This window comes from Photobacterium toruni, from assembly GCF_024529955.1.
GTDB classification, from domain to species: domain Bacteria; phylum Pseudomonadota; class Gammaproteobacteria; order Enterobacterales; family Vibrionaceae; genus Photobacterium; species Photobacterium toruni.
The window spans coordinates 1570092-1589273 of sequence record NZ_AP024854.1 but is presented as its reverse complement, the minus strand read 5'-3'; the positions used below and the strand labels follow the sequence as shown (position 1 = coordinate 1589273).

Sequence of the window (19182 nt, the reverse complement as noted above, 5' to 3'; positions counted from 1 at the left end):
AGTGCCATGAATAATGAAAAACGTTTTTGGAATACCACCGAACTTGAACAGTTTGGTAAACACCGTTCAACCATTCGTAAAAACCTAAAAGCGGCAGGGGTTTCTCCTGTCGCTTATAAGGGCAACACGCCACTTTATGATGTGGTGCAAGTCGCGCCGTACCTATGCCAACAACCGCGTAAAGAATCAGATGCACCCGATTTAATGGGGTTTAAAACCGCAGCTGAGTTACGGGCGTATGTACAAAGTGAACGTGAAAAACTGATTTTGATGCGGGAATCTGGTGAGAGTGTCACCAAAGAAGATTATGAAAATGAAATTGCTGTCTGTATTGCCAGTGTTAAAGGCTTTAAAGACAAGGTGATCACCCGTATTGAATCGGCTATTCCTACCGCGACACCGCAACAACTTGAAGATTTAGAAACTCTGCTTAATTTCGATTTAAAGGCGGTCGCTGATGAGCTTGAGACAGTTTGATGCCCGTTTAGGGATTGAGTTTGCTAATGCCAAAGATATTCGACGCAGTTTTGCTTACTTGTGTGCACCAACCGATAAAACACCGGTGGAAGCGGCTGATGATGAATTGTGGATCTCTGATGGTACCGATGTGACTAAGTTTCTATCGTCGCAAGTACCGTACATGCGAGAGCCGTTAAATTGTTTGGCTCGGCGTATTTATGAAGCGGTGATTGTGGTTGGTCCTGCGCGTTCAGGTAAAACCAAAGCGATGGTGGAAGGTTGGATAAATTACACCGTCACCCAAGCCCCTGGTGACATGCTGCTTATCTACAGTACCAAGACTAAAGCTACTGATATGTCGAAGGTCGATTTAGAACGAAGCTTTTCAGCTACCGCTGGCATTGCCAAGCTGCGAACAGGGCGTAAGGCTGATGACAATATCACTTCGAAGAAATTTAAAAATGGCATGATCTTAAAGTTGGATTCTGCCACTGAAACCAGTTTATCAGCGTCTACATATCGCTATGCCGGCGCGACCGATTACGATCGTGCTGATGATGCGGTAGGCCAAGAAGGTTCTAAGTTTGAACTGATGCTAATGCGTGTCCAAAACGCGAAATCATCCGGCATGGTGATGGCAGAATCTTCTCCTGGTCGTATTGTACGTAACCCTAAACGGGTTGAAGATTTATCACCGCATGAATCCCAACCCTGTGGTGGTATAGCTGATTTATATAACCAAGGTGATCGCCGTCGTTTCTATTGGTTATGCCAAGACTGTCATAGCTATTTTCGTCCTGATTTTGAAACCTTGAAATGGGAACAACATCCTGAGCCTTTAGAAGCGGCTAAAACTGCTTGGGTGGAATGTCCTCGTTGTTGCCATCGTCATACTGAATCACAAAAACAGATCATGAACCTTGAAGGGCGTTGGTTTCGTGATGGTGCAATTGACCAATATGGGGAGGTTGTCACTGATGAATCAGTCATTCGAACCAGTAAATGGGCAACATTTTGGTTTGAAGGCATTGTGGCAGCCTATGCCAGTTGGGAAAACTTGGTGTATCGCTTTCTTAATGCGGATGCCTTGTACAAAGACTGTGGCGATGAAGAGTCTTTAAAAACCTTTATCAACGTGCGTATGGGGCGACCTTATGTGATGCAGTCGCGTGGTCAAGAAGTGGGTGCGCATCAGTTAATGGCGCGAGCTGCTGATCATGAACGTGGCATTGTGCCATTAGGTGGACGCTTCTTAATGATGTCCATCGATGTGCAAGGTGGCAAACAGAACCCGCGTTTTGTAGTGCAAGCCCATGTCTATGGTGAAGGGCTGCAACGATGGGTGATTGACCGCTTTGAAATTCTCACCAATCCCTACCGTAACAATGACCGTATTAACCCGATGGTGTATGCCGAAGATTGGGATTTGTTGATTGAACAAGTGATTAAGAAAACCTATCCCTTAGCGGATGGTTCTGGGCGGGTGATGAAGCCTGTATTAACCCTGTGTGATTCCGGTGGCTCAGGTGAGAAGAAAAAGGGTAAACAGAAAAGCTCATCCGTTACCGATCATGCTTATCAGTTTTATAACCGCCTCAAAGGGCATGGCTTATCGCATCTATTCCGGTTAGTAAAAGGAGCAAGCCGTGACATCGATGATCTGGTTAAAGAAACCTATCCCGATAAACGTAGTAAGTTGGCCAACGGTGAAATCCCGTTGTTAATGCTGCATACCAACCGCTTAAAAAACCGCGTCGCTGCCAGTTTTTCACGGTTAGAGTTTGGTGCACGGTTCTTTCATTTACCAGGATGGGCGGATCGAGTTTGGTTTGATGAACTGACCGTTGAATACATTGATGAGCTTGGCCATTGGCAAAAGCCCGATGGTGCACGTAATGAATCCTTTGATTTATGTGCCTATGCCGAAGCCGGTATGCATTACAAAGGCGGTGATGATATCCATTGGGAGAACCCGCCAGCATGGGCCGCTGATTGGCAATTTAATAGTAATGTGGTTGATGCAGACCAAACGCCGAAGTTTGAGCGGGTGGCGCGTCGACGATATAACCACTCAAAAGGAATTTTTGGATGACAACCCAACGTGAACGGCTGCAGTGGTATCTCGATGCTGAGAAAAAGATCTTGATGCAACAAGCGGTTGAAACAGCTGAAGGGGAAAAGCTGACCTTTGCGAGTTTGGCAACGGTTCGCCGTGAAATAGAACGTCTGCAGCAGTTGATTAGCCGTGAAAATCAGGGAGGACGCCGCAGTATGATCCGGAGAAACTACCTTGAGTAAATTGAATATAGCCGATCGTATCATTTGTTATTTTAATCCTAAATCGGGGGCTGAACGGCTTTATAACCGTAACCTGATTAATAAATACCAAGCCGCACTGCCTGCTAATCCCCATACCAAAAAACGTAATGCTCGCTCTACTGGCAAAGCTAACCAAATCAATAAAGATGCGAAGTCTTTACGCGAACGTGCACGACATATGGATGAAAACACGCCTTATGTCACTGCCATTCTTGATGAACTGTGTGCCAATGTCGTTGGACCTAACGGCATTATGATTGAACCACAGCCGTTAGACATGAACGGTGATGTTCACACTGAGTTTGCCCGTAAGATCAGCGAATGGTTTGAACGGTTTTCATTGCAACAGAATATTGATGGTGAGTTATCTCGGGCTGAAACCGAATGGTTAGCCTGTCGAACGTGGCTGCGTGATGGTGAAGTGTTTGCCCGTTATTACCTAGGGCGAGATGCAGGGATTGAATACCCATCAACAACGCCGTTTGGGGTGCAGCCATTTGAGCCCGATTACATTCCCCTGAATATCAACGAGCCTGAAAAGGGTATGTATGAAGGTATTCGCCGTAATGGTCTAGGTCAGATGGTGTCATTACTGATTCAGCGTGATGCTCATGGCTTTTCTTTTGCGGAAGTGGATGCGCGGTTTGTGGCGCATTTAAAATTTACTCGTCGATTTCATCAAAACCGAGGGGTAACACTGCTGCATTCGGTCTTAGATTTGATTGCCGATATTGAAGATTACGATCAATCAGAGCGAGTCAGTGCGCAGATTGCCAGCCGTTTTGCCTATTTCATTAAACGAGATACGGGCTCAGGTGAGGCTGATAACTTTGAACGTGGTGGCGATATCTTTCTAGGGATGGGGAACAGTTTTGAACTCGCCCCTGGTGAAGATGCTGGCATTGTTGAAAGCAAACGCCAAGAAGCCATGAGCAGTCCGTTTCGTGATGCTCAAATGCGATTAGCGGCATCAGGTGCTGGTGTTAACTGCTCAAGTGTCACCCGTCATTACACCGGTTCTTATTCAGCTCAACGGCAAGAGCTGATTGATTCCTTTGCCCGTTATCGCATTTTACAACGCAAGTTCGTTACCAGTTGGACCCGTCCTCAATATCGAATGGCACTGCAGATGGCGATTTTATCGCGGGAATTGGTAGTGCCTAAAGAAGTGGATGTGGTTTCAGTGCTTAATGCCATTTATCAAGCGCCTGTGATGCCGTGGATTGATCCCGCTAAAGAGATGACAGGTATTGAAAAAGGTACCCGTCTAGGGCTGCAATCACTGAGTCACTTCCAACGTGAACGCAACTATAACCCTGTCGCTGTACGCCGCGAGATAAAAGCCGAACGCCAAGCCATGAATGATGATGCCATTGTGAGTACGGCTGATCCTGCGCATAACGTTCAAACGAAGATCCAACATTCAACCAAAGAGGCACAACATGCCAAAGACAACTAAATCGTGGTTCACGCTCAATAACCAAGGCGAAGGCCAACCGGTGAAGGTGTGGATCCATGGTGACATTGGTAGTTATGACATTGAAGCCATTGATTTAATCAAAGCCCTGCAGTCTGTCGGTACGCAAGATGCTGAGTTCCGTATTCAAAGTTATGGTGGCTCGGTCTATGAAGGGCTGGCGATGTATAACGCCATTAAAGCCCACAAAGGTAAAACCATTGGCATCGTTGATGGGTTAGTGGCATCGATTTCTAGCTATTTCTTAATGGCTTGCGATGAAATTCAAATGCCAGAAAACGCCAAGCTGATGATTCATGATCCTGCTATTGGTGCGTGGGGCGGTGAAAATGAAATAGAAAGTGCGTTAACTCAACTGAAGAACGCCAAGCAGACCATTGCTGAAGCCTATGCCGAGCGTTGTGGTAAGTCGTTAGATGATGTGCTGCAAGCGATGGCAAAAGAAACCTGGTTCACCGCCAGCCAAGCATTGGAGTTTGGTTTGATTGATGCGGTGATTGATGCTGTGGACTTATCCAATTGCCTTAAAAAAGTCTCTGCCACTGAGCTGCAAGCCAAAGCCTTTAAACATACCCCTGATGATTTATTGAATCAGCTTGTGCAACCGCCAGCAACGCCAACACCTGAACCTCTAATAAACCAACAAAGTGATCCTATGCCTAAACCTATCGATAACGATGCATTACAAAATGCGTTAAAAAGCGAGAACCAACGTCAATCGACTATTCGCACTTTGTGTGCAACCCATAAGGTGAGTGACACCCTGCGTGATGAAATGCTCAATGATTTACAGTGTAGTGCTGAAGATAGCTCACTTAAAATACTGCAATACTTGGGTTCGATTTCCATTAATGGTCAAGAGCCCACTGCAGAACAACCACCAACAGGGTTAACCAATACCCATATTCATGTGGGCAACGGTAATACCACTAAAGATACGCTGCAAAATGCGTTAAATGCTCGTTGTGGTACGGGCGAAATTGAAAAAGATAACCCGTACCGCTTAAAAACCTTACTTGATATGGCTGAAATTGCGGTGGGTAAGGACGCTAAATATTGCGGTAACAAGAATGAATTAGTCGCTCGTGCGTTTAACAGCGGCGATTTTGCCGACATCATCACCGAAAGTGTGCGAACGGTGATGCGAGATGAAGCACAAGTACGTGCACCATTATGGCGAGACTTAGCAAATACTGAAAACCTGCCTAACTTTAAAGAGACTGATTTAATTTTAATTAATGATGCGCCTGATTTAATGGCGGTATCAGAAGACGGTGAATACAAGTCAGCCACTATTAAAGGCAGTGGTGAGAAAATTCAGTTAGCCAGTTTTGGTCGTGAAATTGCCTTTACTCGTCAAGCTATCATCAATGATGAGATCGCCTTGATCTCAAAAATTCCGCGTAAGTTCATGCAATCGGCTTATCGCTTGTCGGATAAGTTGATGTTTAACGCCATTCTTAGCGGAAAAATGGGCGATGGTAAGAGTGTGTTCCAAGCAGGTGGCGCGAATAAGTGGGGCAACTTAGTTAATGATATTCCTGCCGCTGATTACCAAGCCTTAGTGATGGCGCTTCATAAAGCCTTTGCAACCGCGACCACCTCTGAAGGTGATGCGTTAGATTTACGTGGTGAAATCCTACTGGCTAACCCTGACCATGCATCATTCTTAGAAGCGGTACTTAATACGGCCAGTAAACCTGATACGTTTAATCCTGCCTATAAGAAGTTTCCTAAAGTGGTTGAAACCGCACGATTAGCTTCGATTAATGGTGCGATTGCATTAACCGGTAAAGACTTTGATTCGGTGGTGATGGGCTTCCTCGATGGTGCACAAGATCCTTGGTTAGAAACGGGAGATGGTTGGAGCAGTGACGGTGCGAAGTTCCGTATTACTTATGATGTGACCTCGAAAGTGCTCGATCGTCGTGGCATTGCTCAGGCAACGTTTGCCAATAAATAATAGCGATTGTTATAGGGTGCTTCGGCATCCTTTTTTATAAGTGAAATAAACAACAGGAACAGAGAACACTATGCGTATTGCTGATGGTTCAAAGATTGATTTAAAAGCGCCAGTGGGTGGTTTTGTGAAAGATGTGCCGGTTAAATATGGTGCGTTGATTGTGGTACCTAACTATTCGGCTAAAGAAGGCCAAGTGGTGAGCTGTACTTATCGTGGTTTGTTTGATGGTCCCATTAAAGCCGGTGATTCTCCATCCTTTGTAGGTGAAGCGGCTTATTTTGATAGTGGCGTCTTTACTAAAACCGCACCAACAGGTGATGGCGCGGTGACCGTTCCTATCGGCTCATTCATTGATAGCGGCGTGTTGTTGATGGGTGTAGCTTTAAACGGTTAATTCACAAAGGGGGTGGTCATCAATGAAGAATGCCTTTGATGATGCTCGGCAGTTGATTCAAGCCGCTATTCAGCAGTGCTTTGGCAGTGAATTAGTGGTGATGTTACCTGATGGCCAACAGCGAAAAATTCAAGGTTACATCAAACACCAATCATCAGAGAATCATGCCATTAAACGGTTATTAACAGGGAGTTGTTTACCACCGTTATCAACCATGATGATAAAAGGTAAGCGTTATAGCTTGGTGCTCTCTGGCCATGAACAAGGCAAAGGAAAGCAAGAGAGTCAGCTGCAGCGTGAATATGTTTTAAATCTGTCTCAAGCAGGGATTAAACATGACTTCTCTGAATACTAATATGGAATTGGACACCCGTTTTCTTGCCCGTCTTTCCTACCTACCTGATGAATTAGCCAAAGCCGCTAAACAAGCGATGATCAAAACCAATCGCTGGTTAAGGGCGGCTTCGATGGCTGATTTAGGTTATGAACTCAGTATTGATTCAAAAGCCATAACCACCCGTTTTAGAACCTATAAAAACGGTGGTATGTCAAAACTGTGGGTGGGGGTAAGAAGCCTTGGTGTGCATCGATTAGGTAAGCCGGTACAAAATGGTAAAGGGGTGCAAGTCGGTAGTCGTTTTTATGATGATGCGTTTATCTCACCAATGGACAGTGATCAACTGCTGGTCTTTCGTCGTGAAAGTAAAGGGCGAGGATCTATTAAGCTCGTATCGTTAGAGATTAGTGAAGAAACCGAAGAGATCATTGATTCTTACTTACCCGATTTAAACCGTAAATTTGAGGAGTTTTTTCATCGTGAGTTCCAATTCATTCTTTCGGGCACCCAGTGAATGGGTGATGGCCGTTATTGAACAGTTAGAGCACCGTTTACAGCTCGGCAAGATAGAAACCGCTTATCAACGTGAAGAAACCGAGCCAAGTGCACCTATCGTGCGTTACCAATGTGGTGAATGCCAATCCATTAATCACACCAACAATGATGGCCGTAAAATCCATGAAATTGAGCTGAGATTTTTGGTTGAAGTACCGATTGCTCAAGCTAACTTTGATGTGGTGGCGCTGGACTTATCAAGCCGTATTGAACGTGAGTTATTCAATCAACGCTTTGGTTGTGTGGATGATGTTGAAGAGGCGCGGTTGATTTCAAATCTGCCGCGCCGTTTTAATCCTGATAATGGGGTGTTCTTACGGGTTGTTACTATCAAGCAGCGTATTTTTATGGGGCCGATTGAACACGATTGGCATGAGATTATAGGAACGAAAGCCAATGTTGAGGGCATTAGTTGAACGGATCCGTTCGTTAGAAAAAGAAGTGATAGCTTTGCGTGAAGAAATGGAAGAAAACCGCCGTTCTTCAAACAACATTATTCGTTTAGGTGTGGTGGCTGCAGCATCAGAACAAAGTGTTGATGTTACCGCTGGTCAGAATAAGGCAACGCGGGTGCCGTTCTTTGTTCATAGCGCGGGGCGAGTCAGTCATTATCGTCGTCCTAGTGTTGGTGAACAGTGCATCCTGATTAACTTAGGCTGTGGTGATAACCTCAATAATTCCGTTGCTCTGATGGGATTACCTTCAACAAACTTTCCTTGTCCGACGACCGAAGAAAACCAAGTGGTGACCGATTACGGCAACGGTATGACTGAGTGTTATGACTTAGATACTGGCGCATTAACGGCGCATTATCCTGGTGGTGTCAAAGTAGTGGGTGATATTGAACAAGAGGGTAATTATCGTGCTTCGGGTGATGTGGCTGATGGTACTCGTTCGATGGCGGCGGATCGTAAGATTTATAACGGTCATATCCATAGGCATGGAAACCCTAACACCAGTACAACGGAGCAACAACAATGATAGGGATTGATCCTAAAACAGGGAAAACCGTCACAGGTATTGCGGCGTTAACGTGTCGCTTTGAACGGATCCTGACAACACAAATGACCTCACGCATTAAGCGCCGCCAAATAGGGAATAAAGCCATTGCCCGTTTAGGTCGCATGCAAAGCCCAACGGAAGCCATGATAGTGCAAAACCTATCCCTTGAAGCGTTGGCTAATCCTGCTAATGGTTTAATCCAATTTAAAGCCAAACAGTGCCAAGCCATCGCAAGTGATACGGGGTTTTCAGTGGTGGTGAAAGGCGTATGGCAAGGCAATGAGATTAAATTACAGGTGCGGTTATGAGTTTACCTAAAGCGTTTGTGGTGCCTGAATTTGAAACCTTATTGAGTGAGTATATTGAAGCTGCGGTGGCGTATTGTGCTAAGTCCGATACCGATAAGGCGCAATTATTACACCAAGCCATGACCAATGATAGTGAGCTGCTGGCACAAGTGACTCAGGCGTTTGTGTTAAAGCGAGTGGCTGAGATTCGAGAGCAGAATCACCAAGCCTTGCAGATGTTTCGTAAGTTTGTCACTGAATCCGACATGGTGGACTTGCTGGCATTGCAATATGGCTTAAAGCGGCAAATATTAACGCCAAGTGATAACAGTATTTTTCCACCTAAACCCGCCATCATGGAATCAGATGCAAGCCTACTGCAACGGTTTGATTTAGCGCCTTATCAGTTTCATACCACAGGGACGCGAATGGGGTATAAATTCCATGCACTGACCTTAGATGAACGGCCGCTGATAAAGATTGAATCAGAGCCTGATGCGGTGGTGATGCGGTATGAATTTCAACACTTAAACAGGCCGATGCCAGTGAAAGATGCGATGCCTAAAATGCTAGCGCCTAATTCAGGCAAAGTGTGTGTGGCAGTGCTAAGTCGAGAACATCCACAAGGCATTGCCAGTACTGCGTTATTAAAGCGGGTGGCTGATTACCTTCAACGTGATGATATTGCGCAAGAGTCTGATGAAATCACCACCAAAAGTGCGACTCCAAAGCTGTATCGAATTGTGGCCACGGTGTATACCGGTTCAGATCCAAGCTCGCATGTTGATAAAGCCCAAGCCGAACACGCTGCATGGGCATTAGCTGAAAAACGCCATAAGCTTAATGGCATTGTTGATAGAGAAGAGGTGGCACACATTTTTTATGAGTTAGGGGCAAAACGCGCCAAAGTCCACGAACCTGTAGAAGATGTTATTTGTCAGTGGGATCAAGCGCCGTATTGTACGGAGGTGATCATTGATGTTCGAGGTGACTGAGCCTTTTATTTCTGTTCAACCTGAAAACCGCACCCTGATTGAAGAATCCTTAGAATATGCTTGGCATACCTTACTGGCGAACCAACGCGATCCCTTTCCTGAACTGAAACAACCACGATTAACCTCAGAGCAATTTGTTTCTTTATTAGCTGGTGAGCGTGGGGTAACCGATTGGCGGCCTGAAGATTCCTTAGAGCAGCAACGTAAAACAGCCGATAACGCTTTTGAAATTCATCGAAAAGCGGGAACGCGTCACGGGTTAGCGGTGGCTATGGATGCGTTGGATTGTGATATTGAAGTTACCCCTTGGTATCAAATGGATGCGCCGCCAGGTCCTTATCATATTGAGGTGGTGGCTTGGAAACGTAATGAGCCAGTGAATCAAAAAACCGCTAAACGGATGCTGACACGGATTGAAAATACCAAATCTGAACGTGACACCGTTGAACTGATTTTAGCCTTTGGTTTAGACACAGGGCTTACGTTCTCAGGGGTAAAACAGCCATCCGTTGTTGATTACGATGAATCAGCGACTGGCATCATGCCACCATCACCAGTGGTATTGGCTCCCCTTGGTGTGTCAGGTGGTCACTTTCATACCACTGTTGGTGATGAGTCATATCAGGGAGCCATGCCTAATGACGCGTGGTGTGCAGGTGGAAGCTATTTTGCAGGCGGTATGCGTATGGTGATGAGTACCGATATAACGTTAGGAGCAAGAACATGAGTTCACCCGTTGTTCAATTTACTAAAGTGGGATTGGCCGAGCTAATTAGCGCCAAAAACCAAGGTATCAAAGGGGCAATTAAATGGATAGCGGCAGGTGACCGCAGTTATCAGCCAACACCTGAACAAAAAGCGTTGTACAACGAAAAGCAACGTGAACTGATTTCAGATTGGGAAGAACTGAGCCCCACACAACTACGTATGGCGGCGGTATTTAAAGGTAATCTGGAATATGAAGTGCGAGAAGTCGGGTTCTTTTTAGAAACAGGCACCTTGTTAGCGGTCTATTCAGTGCCTAATACGTTATTGGCGTATAAATCAGCCAATGCCAGCTGGTTGCAGAAATTCACGCTAGATGTCTCCCCATTACCGTCAAATAGCATCACGATTGAGGTCGGCAATGACAACATAAACCTGTTACTAGGTGAAGAGTTAACCACTATGGCCACGGCTCAAATTGGCAATATGTCGCGCCATCTTGAATTGCTATTTCGGTTTAATGCACTAGAGAAAAGGGTGTGAGGGATTATGGCATGCACAATGGAGGGACCGCCGTTACTGAGCATTATTGCCGGCACAACCTATGGCTTTGATATCAGTTGGACAACCGGTGATGACAGTAACCCTTTTGTGAAATTGTTTGGCTGTACCGCTGTTTTCGTTGTGCGCTCTATTGAGGGTGAAGTGCTGGTACGGGGTACCACAGAATCTGGACATATCACCATTATTGAACACCCACAGCAAAGCGATGCACTCGATATCAAAGTCACCCATGACCAAACCCAAGGCCACCAACCAATAACATGGGAGAACGCGAGTTATGAAGTACGGGTAACGTTTCCAAGTGGTGATCCTTACAGCATCTTACGCGGTCCTGCTGTACTGATAAAAGGGGCTGTTGATGATTAGCGCGAATGCAAAAGTGTTGGTCACGCTCAATACTGATCGCGTGATAACAGTGCGGTTACCCCAAGGGATTGCTACTGTTCGAGAGCAAGTAAAACCCAATATTCAAGTGGTAACGATTGGTCAGCAAGGGCCTGTGGGTACGGTCAGTGAAGAAGTCTTAGCTACGGCTGCAGAAGCTAAAGCCTTAGCGGTGGCCGCTTCTGAAGTTACCCAATCAACCGCAACATTGTTAGATAGCGTCATTATCAGCATCACTAACGGGTTTAACTTTCAGGCGGGGGAACTGTCAGCTTAGGAGTGGAAGTGTTAAACAATAAAATTGACCAAATGATAGCGGCACTCAATAACGTGATGGGTGTGATTAATGGCAAGTTGCGATTAAAAGCTGACAAAACAGAAATCTATTCACGTTCTTATCTTGATGATCCGCTTTCTACTTTAGGTTCTAACACCGCAACGGCCAATAAACTCAAAGTCGCCCGCACCATCACCCTTGGCCGTGATGCCAATGGCTCAGTGTCCTTTGATGGTTCGGGTAATGTCACATTGCAGGTCACCATTCCGGCACTTGATGATAAAGCCGATACGATTGATACCTTAACACCGGCACAAATTGATGCCCGTATTAAGCAATTGATAGGTGTGGCACCTGAAGTATTAGATACCTTTGAAGAGTTGGCCAAGGCACTGGGTAATGATCCACATTTTGCTGCCACCATGACAGCGGAATTAGCCAAGAAAGCTAACTCGAATCAGGTCTACAGCATCACTGCGGCGGATGCACAATTTTTAACTAAACGAGGTAAAGCGGCAGATACCACGCTGTTTGGTGGTAATGCGCCAGCGCACTATGCAACCTCAGGCCAAATATCGACATTAGAGCAAGAGATTGCGGATGGTTTTACACGACTTGCCGCATCGTTCAATGATGCAGCGAATACAATTAATGGAAGTTAATCAATGAGTTTAGAACAGCAAATAGGGGCATTAGTTAAAGCCTCAGAAAACCTAACCGGTGCCGTGAATGGCAAGATTGGGGAGATTGATAAACATTTACAACAATCGACAGAACAAATCCAAGGTGAGATTAATAATCTTCGCTCGATGTTACCTCGAATTATTATAACTAAAAATCAAGTATTGAAAGTAAATTCAGGTGAACGATTCCCATCTGGATTTAGTGTTCATTCAGATATTACATTGGAGTTATATAAATCGATTTCAGCTGATCCACAAAGCCGACAAAGTGATGCTATTAGTTTATTAGCAGAGATAGAGAATGATATTGGTTTTGATATCCGTAAGACTGATTATTATCGTCAACCTTTTAATATTTATAAGCTAAAGTGGACTCAAGGCACTACATGGTTAGCTTTTCCCCAATCTTCCGATGGTGTTGGTTTAAATGATGCTATCCCATTGAGTAGTTTTTTAACTATAGGTGCCTTTGTTAAAGTGATTTCTGGAAGCATTCGTGGGGCATGGGGTGAAGGTGCGATTGAGGGTAAATGGAAGTTTACGGGTCATAGAACAACAGGTGGATCTTGGTTTGGTTCTTATACTCATTTACATCCAATGCGAAACACATCTAATGGTGAGTTATTAGTTGCCTTACCTGCGGCCATTACTGGATATATAGAAAAGCCTGCTGATTGGTTCGATAATATTATTTTATAAAAGGATATTTATGCTTATATTTAAGGATGGTTTACATCCAGAATGTAAATGGAATGAAATTCGCTCTTGTCGAGATAAATTGGTTGCTGAAACTGATTATACTCAAGTTTCTGATTCTCCATTATCTCCTGAAAAGAAAGCTGAATTTACTGCTTATCGCCAAGCATTACGCGATCTTCCCCAAACCTACGATAACCCTGATGATATCGTATGGCCAACGAAGCCAACTATTTAGAAACCGCGCTTAGTCAGCGGTTTTTTTGTATCTAAAATCTGAGTTAAAAGGAACCACATGGCAACCTTGAATCAAACAGGGCTGCAAGATCATCCGATCTTGCAGCCTTTTCGTTTAAATGGACGTTGGTATTCACCTGCAGATAACACCATTGCGTTACATCCAACCCAAACCGCCTTTTTGCTGATGAATGGCAAGATTGGTAAACCGGCACAACTTCCTGCCCAACAAAAAGCCAAAGGACAGCAACAATGAGTTCATTAGCACCCATTCAAGATTTTGAATTAAACGGAGTTGAGGTTCGTACCATTGAACCGCAACCAAGCATGGGGCCATTAGCACAACAGGTGGTGCACTTGATTGGTACGGCTCCTGATAAACGCGGCACTATTGCTTATAACGAGCCAACACGGTTATGGAATTATGCTGATGCAATGATGGCATTAGATTCAACGGGTAACCGTCAAGGCTCGTTACCTACTGTGGTGCGTTACTTGTTTGAGTACGTGAAATGTACGCTCTATGTCACGGTGGTTGAAGTCGGTGCGACTACTGCAGCTACCGAAGCCAATGTGATTGGTGGTGTGGATTCAGCAACCGGTGCCATTCGTGGTTTGGAAACCGTTAAGGCTTGCCCTGAAACACCGACCATTATTGCTGCCCCTGGTTTTCATTCAAAAGCGGTAGGACAAAAGTTGGCGTTAATTGGGCGTGATGTGCGTTGTCGTCCTGTGCTTGATGGACCAAACACCAATGATATGGCTGCGGCTGAGTTTGCGGCAGAGTTTGGCGCTGAAGGAACCGGCGAAGATAAGCTGTGCATTATCGATCCTTGGTTTATGAAAACTTACGATGGCGTACAAGTATTAATGCCAGCATCCATCGCTTTAGTGGCGGCAATGGCTTCGGTATCGGGTTGGGAAAGCCCACAAAATCGCTCCGTGGTGTGTGATGAAACTGCTCGTAATATTGCCTATAAAATCAATGATAAAACCACGCAAGCGAACTTCTTGAATAAACATGGATTGGTGACGATAGCGCATACACGAATGGGTGGTTATTCGATCATTGGTAATCGCACTAATACCGGACGTTTTATCTCTCATGTCGGTTTAGAAGATTTGATGGCACGTAAGTTAGAAGAAACCAGCCAACCGCTATTAGGTAAACAACTGACTGAAGAGTTCATGCAGCAAGTGGTTGATCGTTTAACCAATTGGGGGCAGGACTTAGTGGCGCAGACCGTGATCCCTGTGTTTAAAGCCTTTCTTCATCCTACCAAGAATAATATTGAAAATTACACGGCGGGTCGATGGTTCCTATGCGTGAACTATGGCCGCTATTCACCAAATGAACACATGGTGTATGAAATGAGTGTTGATAACGGGTTAATTGCAGCATGGCTTGATGAGGTGGTAAATGGCTGATCGTATTCGTATGCGCATTACGGCACAGGTTGAATCTGTGCCATTGATGAATGAAATCGTGGACTTTACGCCACCGGAAGTGAAAGCCAAGTTAGCTAATAACGAAGGCGCATTTGTCGCTTCCGAAGATACTGTTGGCTTAGAAAAGCTCAGTTGGTCGTTAAAAGTGAAAGGTGAGCATGGGGTGTTATCGCGTTCTCTGGGTAAGTACACCATGGGTAACGCACAGATTAACGTGGTTGAAAAAGGCAAAAGTACCGATGGTATTCCTTATGTGGAAACCTATTCAATGTATGGACCGATCACGGGTATCAAAAAAGAAGCGGTGAAGATGGGCGAGAAGCCTACCATTACCATTGAAGGTACCTGTAAAGCCTATACCCAATATGATACGGGGTTATTGGTTCATGATATCAATGTGAATACGGGTAAAACGATCATTGGTGGTGTCGATTTGATGGGATTAGCCGGCATCATTTAAACCGTCTTTGAATTATGTATGACTGATAGCGCCTACGGGCGCTTTTTTTTGATGAATTTTTAGGGAAAACAATGAATAAACAAATCACACTTCCGTTTTTTACCCGTTCAGGTAGTCATAAATTAACGATTAATACCATTACCTTAGGCGCGTTTCGTAAGCTGCCTTTTGTGATGAAAGATGATCTGTCTGCAGCGGAACAATTTAAGCAGTTTAAGGCGATGATTTTAGCCTGTACGGACTTAACGCCGACCGAGTTTGAAGAGCTATCGGTGCCTGATTTCACTCAATTACATCAAGATATTCGTGCTTTTATCTTAACGCCATCCGATGAAATGAATGATCATGCATTAACGGGTAAAGACTTTGAATTTGATTTGGCATTTCCATTTACCAATGAGTTAGAAGAAACCATTAGTCACATTAAATTTGCGGTTCCTAAGGTGAAACACTCTGAAGCATTGGCAGATATTGATGATCATTACGAACGTGAAGAGTTCATGTTTCGTGTGGTATGTCATTTAGATAAACAAGATATGGACGCGATGGCATTGAATGATTACTTAGCCATTAAACCGCAGGTGGGCGCTTTTTTTCAACTTGCGGGGGATTACTTTCGCCCCGTGACGTCGAAGCTCTGATTGATTTGATCCCAATGCACCGTAATACCACTGAAAGTGAACTCAGAGAATGGTCACAAGACCAGGCATTACGGCGTTATGAATTGATCTTATCTAAGCTCGGAGTCAAACAATGACCGAAAAGATTAGTTTTGTCTTAGATGCATCGGTAAAAGGCGTTAAAGACATTGTTTCAACCACTACCGCAACAGAACGGTTAACGGCAGCACTGGCAGAACAACGGGGTGAGGTTCAGTCGTTAAATGGTCAGCTAAAGGGCATTAAAGGCTTTGAAGCGGCAGAGCTTAGAGCTGAAAAACTGTCTGCTCAATTAACTGAAACGAAAAGCACCATGACTTCTCTTAGTGCAGCCATAGCTGAGAGTAAGCAGAAAACCACTCAATTGCGGGGTGAATACAATTTAACTCAGAACGAAATTCGTGGGTTAAATCAGGAAATGCAGCAAGCTTCAAAGGAAGGAGCGCAAACCTTACAAGTTAAGCTAAAAGAAGCCCAACTTCGACTTGAAGTGTTAAATACTGAGATTTATCAGAACAAAGCCCAAACCAATGATCTCTCTGTCGCTTATAAACGTGCCAGCGGTAAATTGGGTAAATTAACCGACAGGCAAGAGAAGCAACATAACACCTTAAACAAGTTAAAAAGCTCACTGCAGGCGGCGGGTGTCAGTACCGATAAACTTGGTGATGAACAAAACCGTTTAAAGCAACAAGCTGATAAAGCCACTCTAGCCCTTGAAAAGCAGAATGCTCGATTAAAAGAGATGCAATCAATTCAAGGTCGGATTGATAGTCGTAAAGCGAAGCTAGGCGAAATAGGCAGTGAAGCAACAGGGTTAGCAGCAGCTGCAGCACCGATTGTTGGATCTATTTGGACTGCGATTAAAAATGAAACCTCATTTGCTGATGTAAAAAAAGTCGTCAACATGAGTGATGAGCAGTCCACCGAATTGAAATCGTGGGCGCTGAAAACCTCAACCACCACACCTATGAGTGCCGATAATATCAATGCGATGTTAGCTGCAGGTGGTCAAAGTGGGATTAAAGATATCAATGAGCTGAAAAGCTTTGTACTTGATTCTTCTAAGATGGGGGTTGCCTTTGATATGGATGCGGGTCAAGCCGGTGAAACCTTATCAGTTTTTAAGGCGGCCTTAGGTGTTGATCAACAAGGTGCAATGAATGTAGCCGGTTTAGCTAACTATCTTTCAAATAACTCAAATGCCAAAGCGAAAGATATTTCGGGTGTGATGGCGCGTGAAGGGGCATCAGCCAAAACAGGTGGTTTTAAGGTTAATGAGTCCACGGCATTATCGGCTTCATTATTGTCATTAGGCATGGGTGAAGAGCGTGCAGCAACGGCTTTGAAGAATATATCAGGTCGATTGACGTTAGGTGATGCGGCAAGTGGTACTCAACAGAAAGCAATGGCCTCGATTGGCTTGGATGCTGATGATATTGCCTCAAGAATGCAAGAGGATGCGTCAGGTACTCTGATTGAAGTGCTTAATGCCGTTAATCAGGCACCAAAAGAAGATAAAAGCGCCATATTGAGTCAGATATTTGGTGAAGAAGCCAAAGGTGCGGTGGCATCACTATCGGGCAATATGGCGAATTTCTCGAAGTTGTTAACACTATCAAAAGAAGATTCTACCGTTCACCTTGATTCTCTTGACCAAGAATACAATGCCAGAATTAGTACTACTGGCAGTGGCATTGATATGTTTGTGAATAAGTTAAATCGACTCAGTGTGGTGTTTGGTACTGCTTTATTGCCAGCCCTTAATTGGGTACTTGAACCGCTAGGTAAAGGTGTTGATTTACTGGCTAACTTTGCTGAAGCGAATACCGGTGTTACTCAAGCTGTGGGTATTGGTGTTGCAGCGTTTATTGGTTTGAAAGGGGTGTTATTAGCAGGCAAAGCATTATCGCTCGTCTTTGGTAACTCGATGGATAAAACCCGTTTATTTACGAAAGGTTTAAATCGTGAAACTCAAGATGGTGGACGGATTGCGGCATTGGCAGCCAAACGTTGGCGAAGTTTAAATGCGGCTGTTTCATCTAGCCAAGGGCCAGAAAGTAAAGGCAATAGCAGTTTAGGCAAAGAAGCCCGTTCTCGTAAAAAGCGTAAAGGTCGTCGCCGTGTTCGTGGTCGTCGTAAAGGACTCGGTGGGTTATTGAGTTCTGTGATGGAAAGTCGAATGGCTCAAAAGGTGGGCTCTGGCGCTCAGTCTTTAATGGATCATGTCTTTTCACCCAAAGGGGCTGGCTTAGCTTTAGCAGGATCGGCTTTACTGCCAATGACGGCAAGAGCATCAGATGTTATTGATCCTCAAAGTAAACCACCAACGACCATAAAAGATAAATCAACGGGGTTAGGTTCGATTGTTAATACGGTGACTGAAAGCCGTATCGCTCAAAAGGTTGGTTCAGGTGCTCAGTCATTAATGGATCATGTCTTTTCACCCAAAGGGGCTGGCTTAGCATTAGCCGGATCTGCTTTACTGCCAATGACGGCAAGATCATCAGATGTTATTGATCCTCAAAGTAAACCATTAACGACTATAAAAGATAAATCTACGGGTTTAGGTTCGATGGTTAATACGGTGACTGAAAGCCGTATCGCTCAAAAAGTGGGTTCAGGTGCTCAATCATTGATGAGTCATATCACGCCTAAAGGTATGGCCATGGCATTGGCGGGTTCAGGATTAGCGTTAACACCCATGAGCGCAATGGCATCAGATACCATGGATGTGATTGGTATTGGTGGTGATATTGCTGAAACCGTGGGCAAGACAGGGCTTACCAAGGTATTGAAACCGCTAGGAATGATGATGAATGCTTCTTCTGTTGCTGAAGGTGTCATTAATGGTGATATGGAACAAACTGGCGGTGCATTAGGTGATATCGGTGGCTCTATGGGCGGAGGTGCGTTAGGTGCAGCCATTGGTACTTTCATTTTACCTGGTATCGGTACTGCGATTGGTGGTTTGTTGGGATCTATTGCCGGTGGTATGGGCGGTGAAATGCTCGGCGGTTGGTTTGGCAAGAAACTTGATTCACCTGAAGAAACCGCTAAAAAGGTCGATGAAGTTCAAAACAAAGAAGCGATGGCCAAGCAAAGCCCACTCATATCATTTTCACCTACCTTTCAAATAACGGCTGCAGCGGGTCAAGATGAAAAGCTGATAGCGCAAGAAATTACCCGTCAAATGAACCAACAATTATCGTCATTAATGGGCGAAAACACGTTATCCACCCAATTTAGTTATGCCGCTATTGATAGAGATAGCTAAGGA

24 protein-coding genes are annotated in these 19182 nt (G+C 44.7%); all 24 read left to right on the top strand.

Annotated elements, in window-relative coordinates:
• Positions 1–6 precede the first annotated feature (6 nt).
• The 24 genes from OC457_RS07480 to OC457_RS07365 all read left to right on the top strand — a co-directional run bounded on the left by OC457_RS07480 (position 7) and on the right by OC457_RS07365 (position 19179).
• Positions 7–477 carry a hypothetical protein gene (locus OC457_RS07480; RefSeq protein ID WP_036794941.1) on the top strand — a complete coding sequence of 157 codons (471 nt, stop codon included), beginning with the start codon at positions 7–9 and terminating at the stop codon, positions 475–477.
• Positions 458–2551, top strand: coding sequence for a terminase gpA endonuclease subunit (locus OC457_RS07475; protein WP_080176555.1), 2094 nt, complete (start codon positions 458–460; stop codon positions 2549–2551). Before OC457_RS07480 ends, OC457_RS07475 begins: the two co-directional genes overlap by 20 nt.
• On the top strand, positions 2548–2757 hold the full coding sequence (locus tag OC457_RS07470; protein WP_036794937.1) for a hypothetical protein: 210 nt from the start codon (positions 2548–2550) through the stop codon (positions 2755–2757). The genes OC457_RS07475 and OC457_RS07470 overlap by 4 nt, the downstream gene beginning before the upstream one ends.
• Complete coding sequence (locus OC457_RS07465) at positions 2750–4237, top strand: phage portal protein (protein WP_235867012.1); 1488 nt, start codon at positions 2750–2752, stop codon at positions 4235–4237. The genes OC457_RS07470 and OC457_RS07465 overlap by 8 nt, the downstream gene beginning before the upstream one ends.
• The gene (locus tag OC457_RS07460) at positions 4221–6218 is read left to right on the top strand and encodes a ClpP-like prohead protease/major capsid protein fusion protein (RefSeq protein WP_262054048.1); all 1998 of its coding nucleotides are present in this window, start codon (positions 4221–4223) and stop codon (positions 6216–6218) included. The genes OC457_RS07465 and OC457_RS07460 overlap by 17 nt, the downstream gene beginning before the upstream one ends.
• Before the next feature lie 70 nt (positions 6219–6288).
• Positions 6289–6612, top strand: a complete 324-nt coding sequence (locus OC457_RS07455) for a capsid cement protein (protein WP_080176619.1) — start codon at positions 6289–6291, stop codon at positions 6610–6612.
• 22 nt (positions 6613–6634) lie between these two features.
• A complete protein-coding gene (locus OC457_RS07450) occupies positions 6635–6967 on the top strand; it encodes a hypothetical protein (RefSeq protein ID WP_080176620.1) in 333 nt (110 codons plus the stop codon).
• Positions 6948–7463, top strand: a complete 516-nt coding sequence (locus OC457_RS07445) for a phage tail protein (RefSeq protein ID WP_080176621.1) — start codon at positions 6948–6950, stop codon at positions 7461–7463. The genes OC457_RS07450 and OC457_RS07445 overlap by 20 nt, the downstream gene beginning before the upstream one ends.
• The gene (locus tag OC457_RS07440) at positions 7429–7920 is read left to right on the top strand and encodes a hypothetical protein (RefSeq protein WP_256384079.1); all 492 of its coding nucleotides are present in this window, start codon (positions 7429–7431) and stop codon (positions 7918–7920) included. The genes OC457_RS07445 and OC457_RS07440 overlap by 35 nt, the downstream gene beginning before the upstream one ends.
• A complete protein-coding gene (locus OC457_RS07435) occupies positions 7901–8485 on the top strand; it encodes a phage baseplate assembly protein V (protein WP_080176541.1) in 585 nt (194 codons plus the stop codon). The genes OC457_RS07440 and OC457_RS07435 overlap by 20 nt, the downstream gene beginning before the upstream one ends.
• Positions 8482–8814, top strand: a complete 333-nt coding sequence (locus tag OC457_RS07430) for a phage baseplate protein (RefSeq protein ID WP_065176871.1) — start codon at positions 8482–8484, stop codon at positions 8812–8814. Before OC457_RS07435 ends, OC457_RS07430 begins: the two co-directional genes overlap by 4 nt.
• Complete coding sequence (locus OC457_RS07425; protein WP_080176540.1) at positions 8811–9788, top strand: baseplate J/gp47 family protein; 978 nt, start codon at positions 8811–8813, stop codon at positions 9786–9788. The genes OC457_RS07430 and OC457_RS07425 overlap by 4 nt, the downstream gene beginning before the upstream one ends.
• The gene (locus tag OC457_RS07420; RefSeq protein WP_080176539.1) at positions 9772–10515 is read left to right on the top strand and encodes a phage tail protein I; all 744 of its coding nucleotides are present in this window, start codon (positions 9772–9774) and stop codon (positions 10513–10515) included. Before OC457_RS07425 ends, OC457_RS07420 begins: the two co-directional genes overlap by 17 nt.
• A complete protein-coding gene (locus OC457_RS07415) occupies positions 10512–11036 on the top strand; it encodes a phage tail-collar fiber domain-containing protein (RefSeq protein WP_080176538.1) in 525 nt (174 codons plus the stop codon). Before OC457_RS07420 ends, OC457_RS07415 begins: the two co-directional genes overlap by 4 nt.
• A gap of 6 nt (positions 11037–11042) precedes the next feature.
• Positions 11043–11423, top strand: coding sequence for a hypothetical protein (locus OC457_RS07410; protein WP_144379625.1), 381 nt, complete (start codon positions 11043–11045; stop codon positions 11421–11423).
• The gene (locus OC457_RS07405) at positions 11416–11718 is read left to right on the top strand and encodes a hypothetical protein (protein WP_080176526.1); all 303 of its coding nucleotides are present in this window, start codon (positions 11416–11418) and stop codon (positions 11716–11718) included. The genes OC457_RS07410 and OC457_RS07405 overlap by 8 nt, the downstream gene beginning before the upstream one ends.
• 8 nt (positions 11719–11726) lie before the next feature.
• Positions 11727–12380: a hypothetical protein gene (locus OC457_RS07400; protein ID WP_080176536.1), complete on the top strand. Its 654-nt coding sequence runs from the start codon at positions 11727–11729 to the stop codon at positions 12378–12380.
• Positions 12381–12383: 3 nt separating this feature from the next.
• Positions 12384–13100 (top strand): hypothetical protein, encoded by a 717-nt coding sequence (locus tag OC457_RS07395; RefSeq protein ID WP_080176535.1) that lies wholly within the window; start codon positions 12384–12386, stop codon positions 13098–13100.
• A 10-nt stretch (positions 13101–13110) separates the two neighbouring features.
• Positions 13111–13335, top strand: coding sequence for a tail fiber assembly protein (locus tag OC457_RS07390; protein ID WP_080176534.1), 225 nt, complete (start codon positions 13111–13113; stop codon positions 13333–13335).
• A 57-nt stretch (positions 13336–13392) separates the two neighbouring features.
• Positions 13393–13590: a hypothetical protein gene (locus tag OC457_RS07385; protein WP_080176533.1), complete on the top strand. Its 198-nt coding sequence runs from the start codon at positions 13393–13395 to the stop codon at positions 13588–13590.
• On the top strand, positions 13587–14762 hold the full coding sequence (locus OC457_RS07380) for a phage tail protein (protein WP_080176532.1): 1176 nt from the start codon (positions 13587–13589) through the stop codon (positions 14760–14762). The genes OC457_RS07385 and OC457_RS07380 overlap by 4 nt, the downstream gene beginning before the upstream one ends.
• A complete protein-coding gene (locus OC457_RS07375; protein WP_080176531.1) occupies positions 14755–15243 on the top strand; it encodes a phage major tail tube protein in 489 nt (162 codons plus the stop codon). The genes OC457_RS07380 and OC457_RS07375 overlap by 8 nt, the downstream gene beginning before the upstream one ends.
• A gap of 71 nt (positions 15244–15314) precedes the next feature.
• A complete protein-coding gene (locus OC457_RS07370) occupies positions 15315–15884 on the top strand; it encodes a hypothetical protein (protein WP_060999070.1) in 570 nt (189 codons plus the stop codon).
• Positions 15885–15996: 112 nt separating this feature from the next.
• Complete coding sequence (locus OC457_RS07365; protein ID WP_262054047.1) at positions 15997–19179, top strand: phage tail tape measure protein; 3183 nt, start codon at positions 15997–15999, stop codon at positions 19177–19179.
• Positions 19180–19182: the final 3 nt, after the last annotated feature.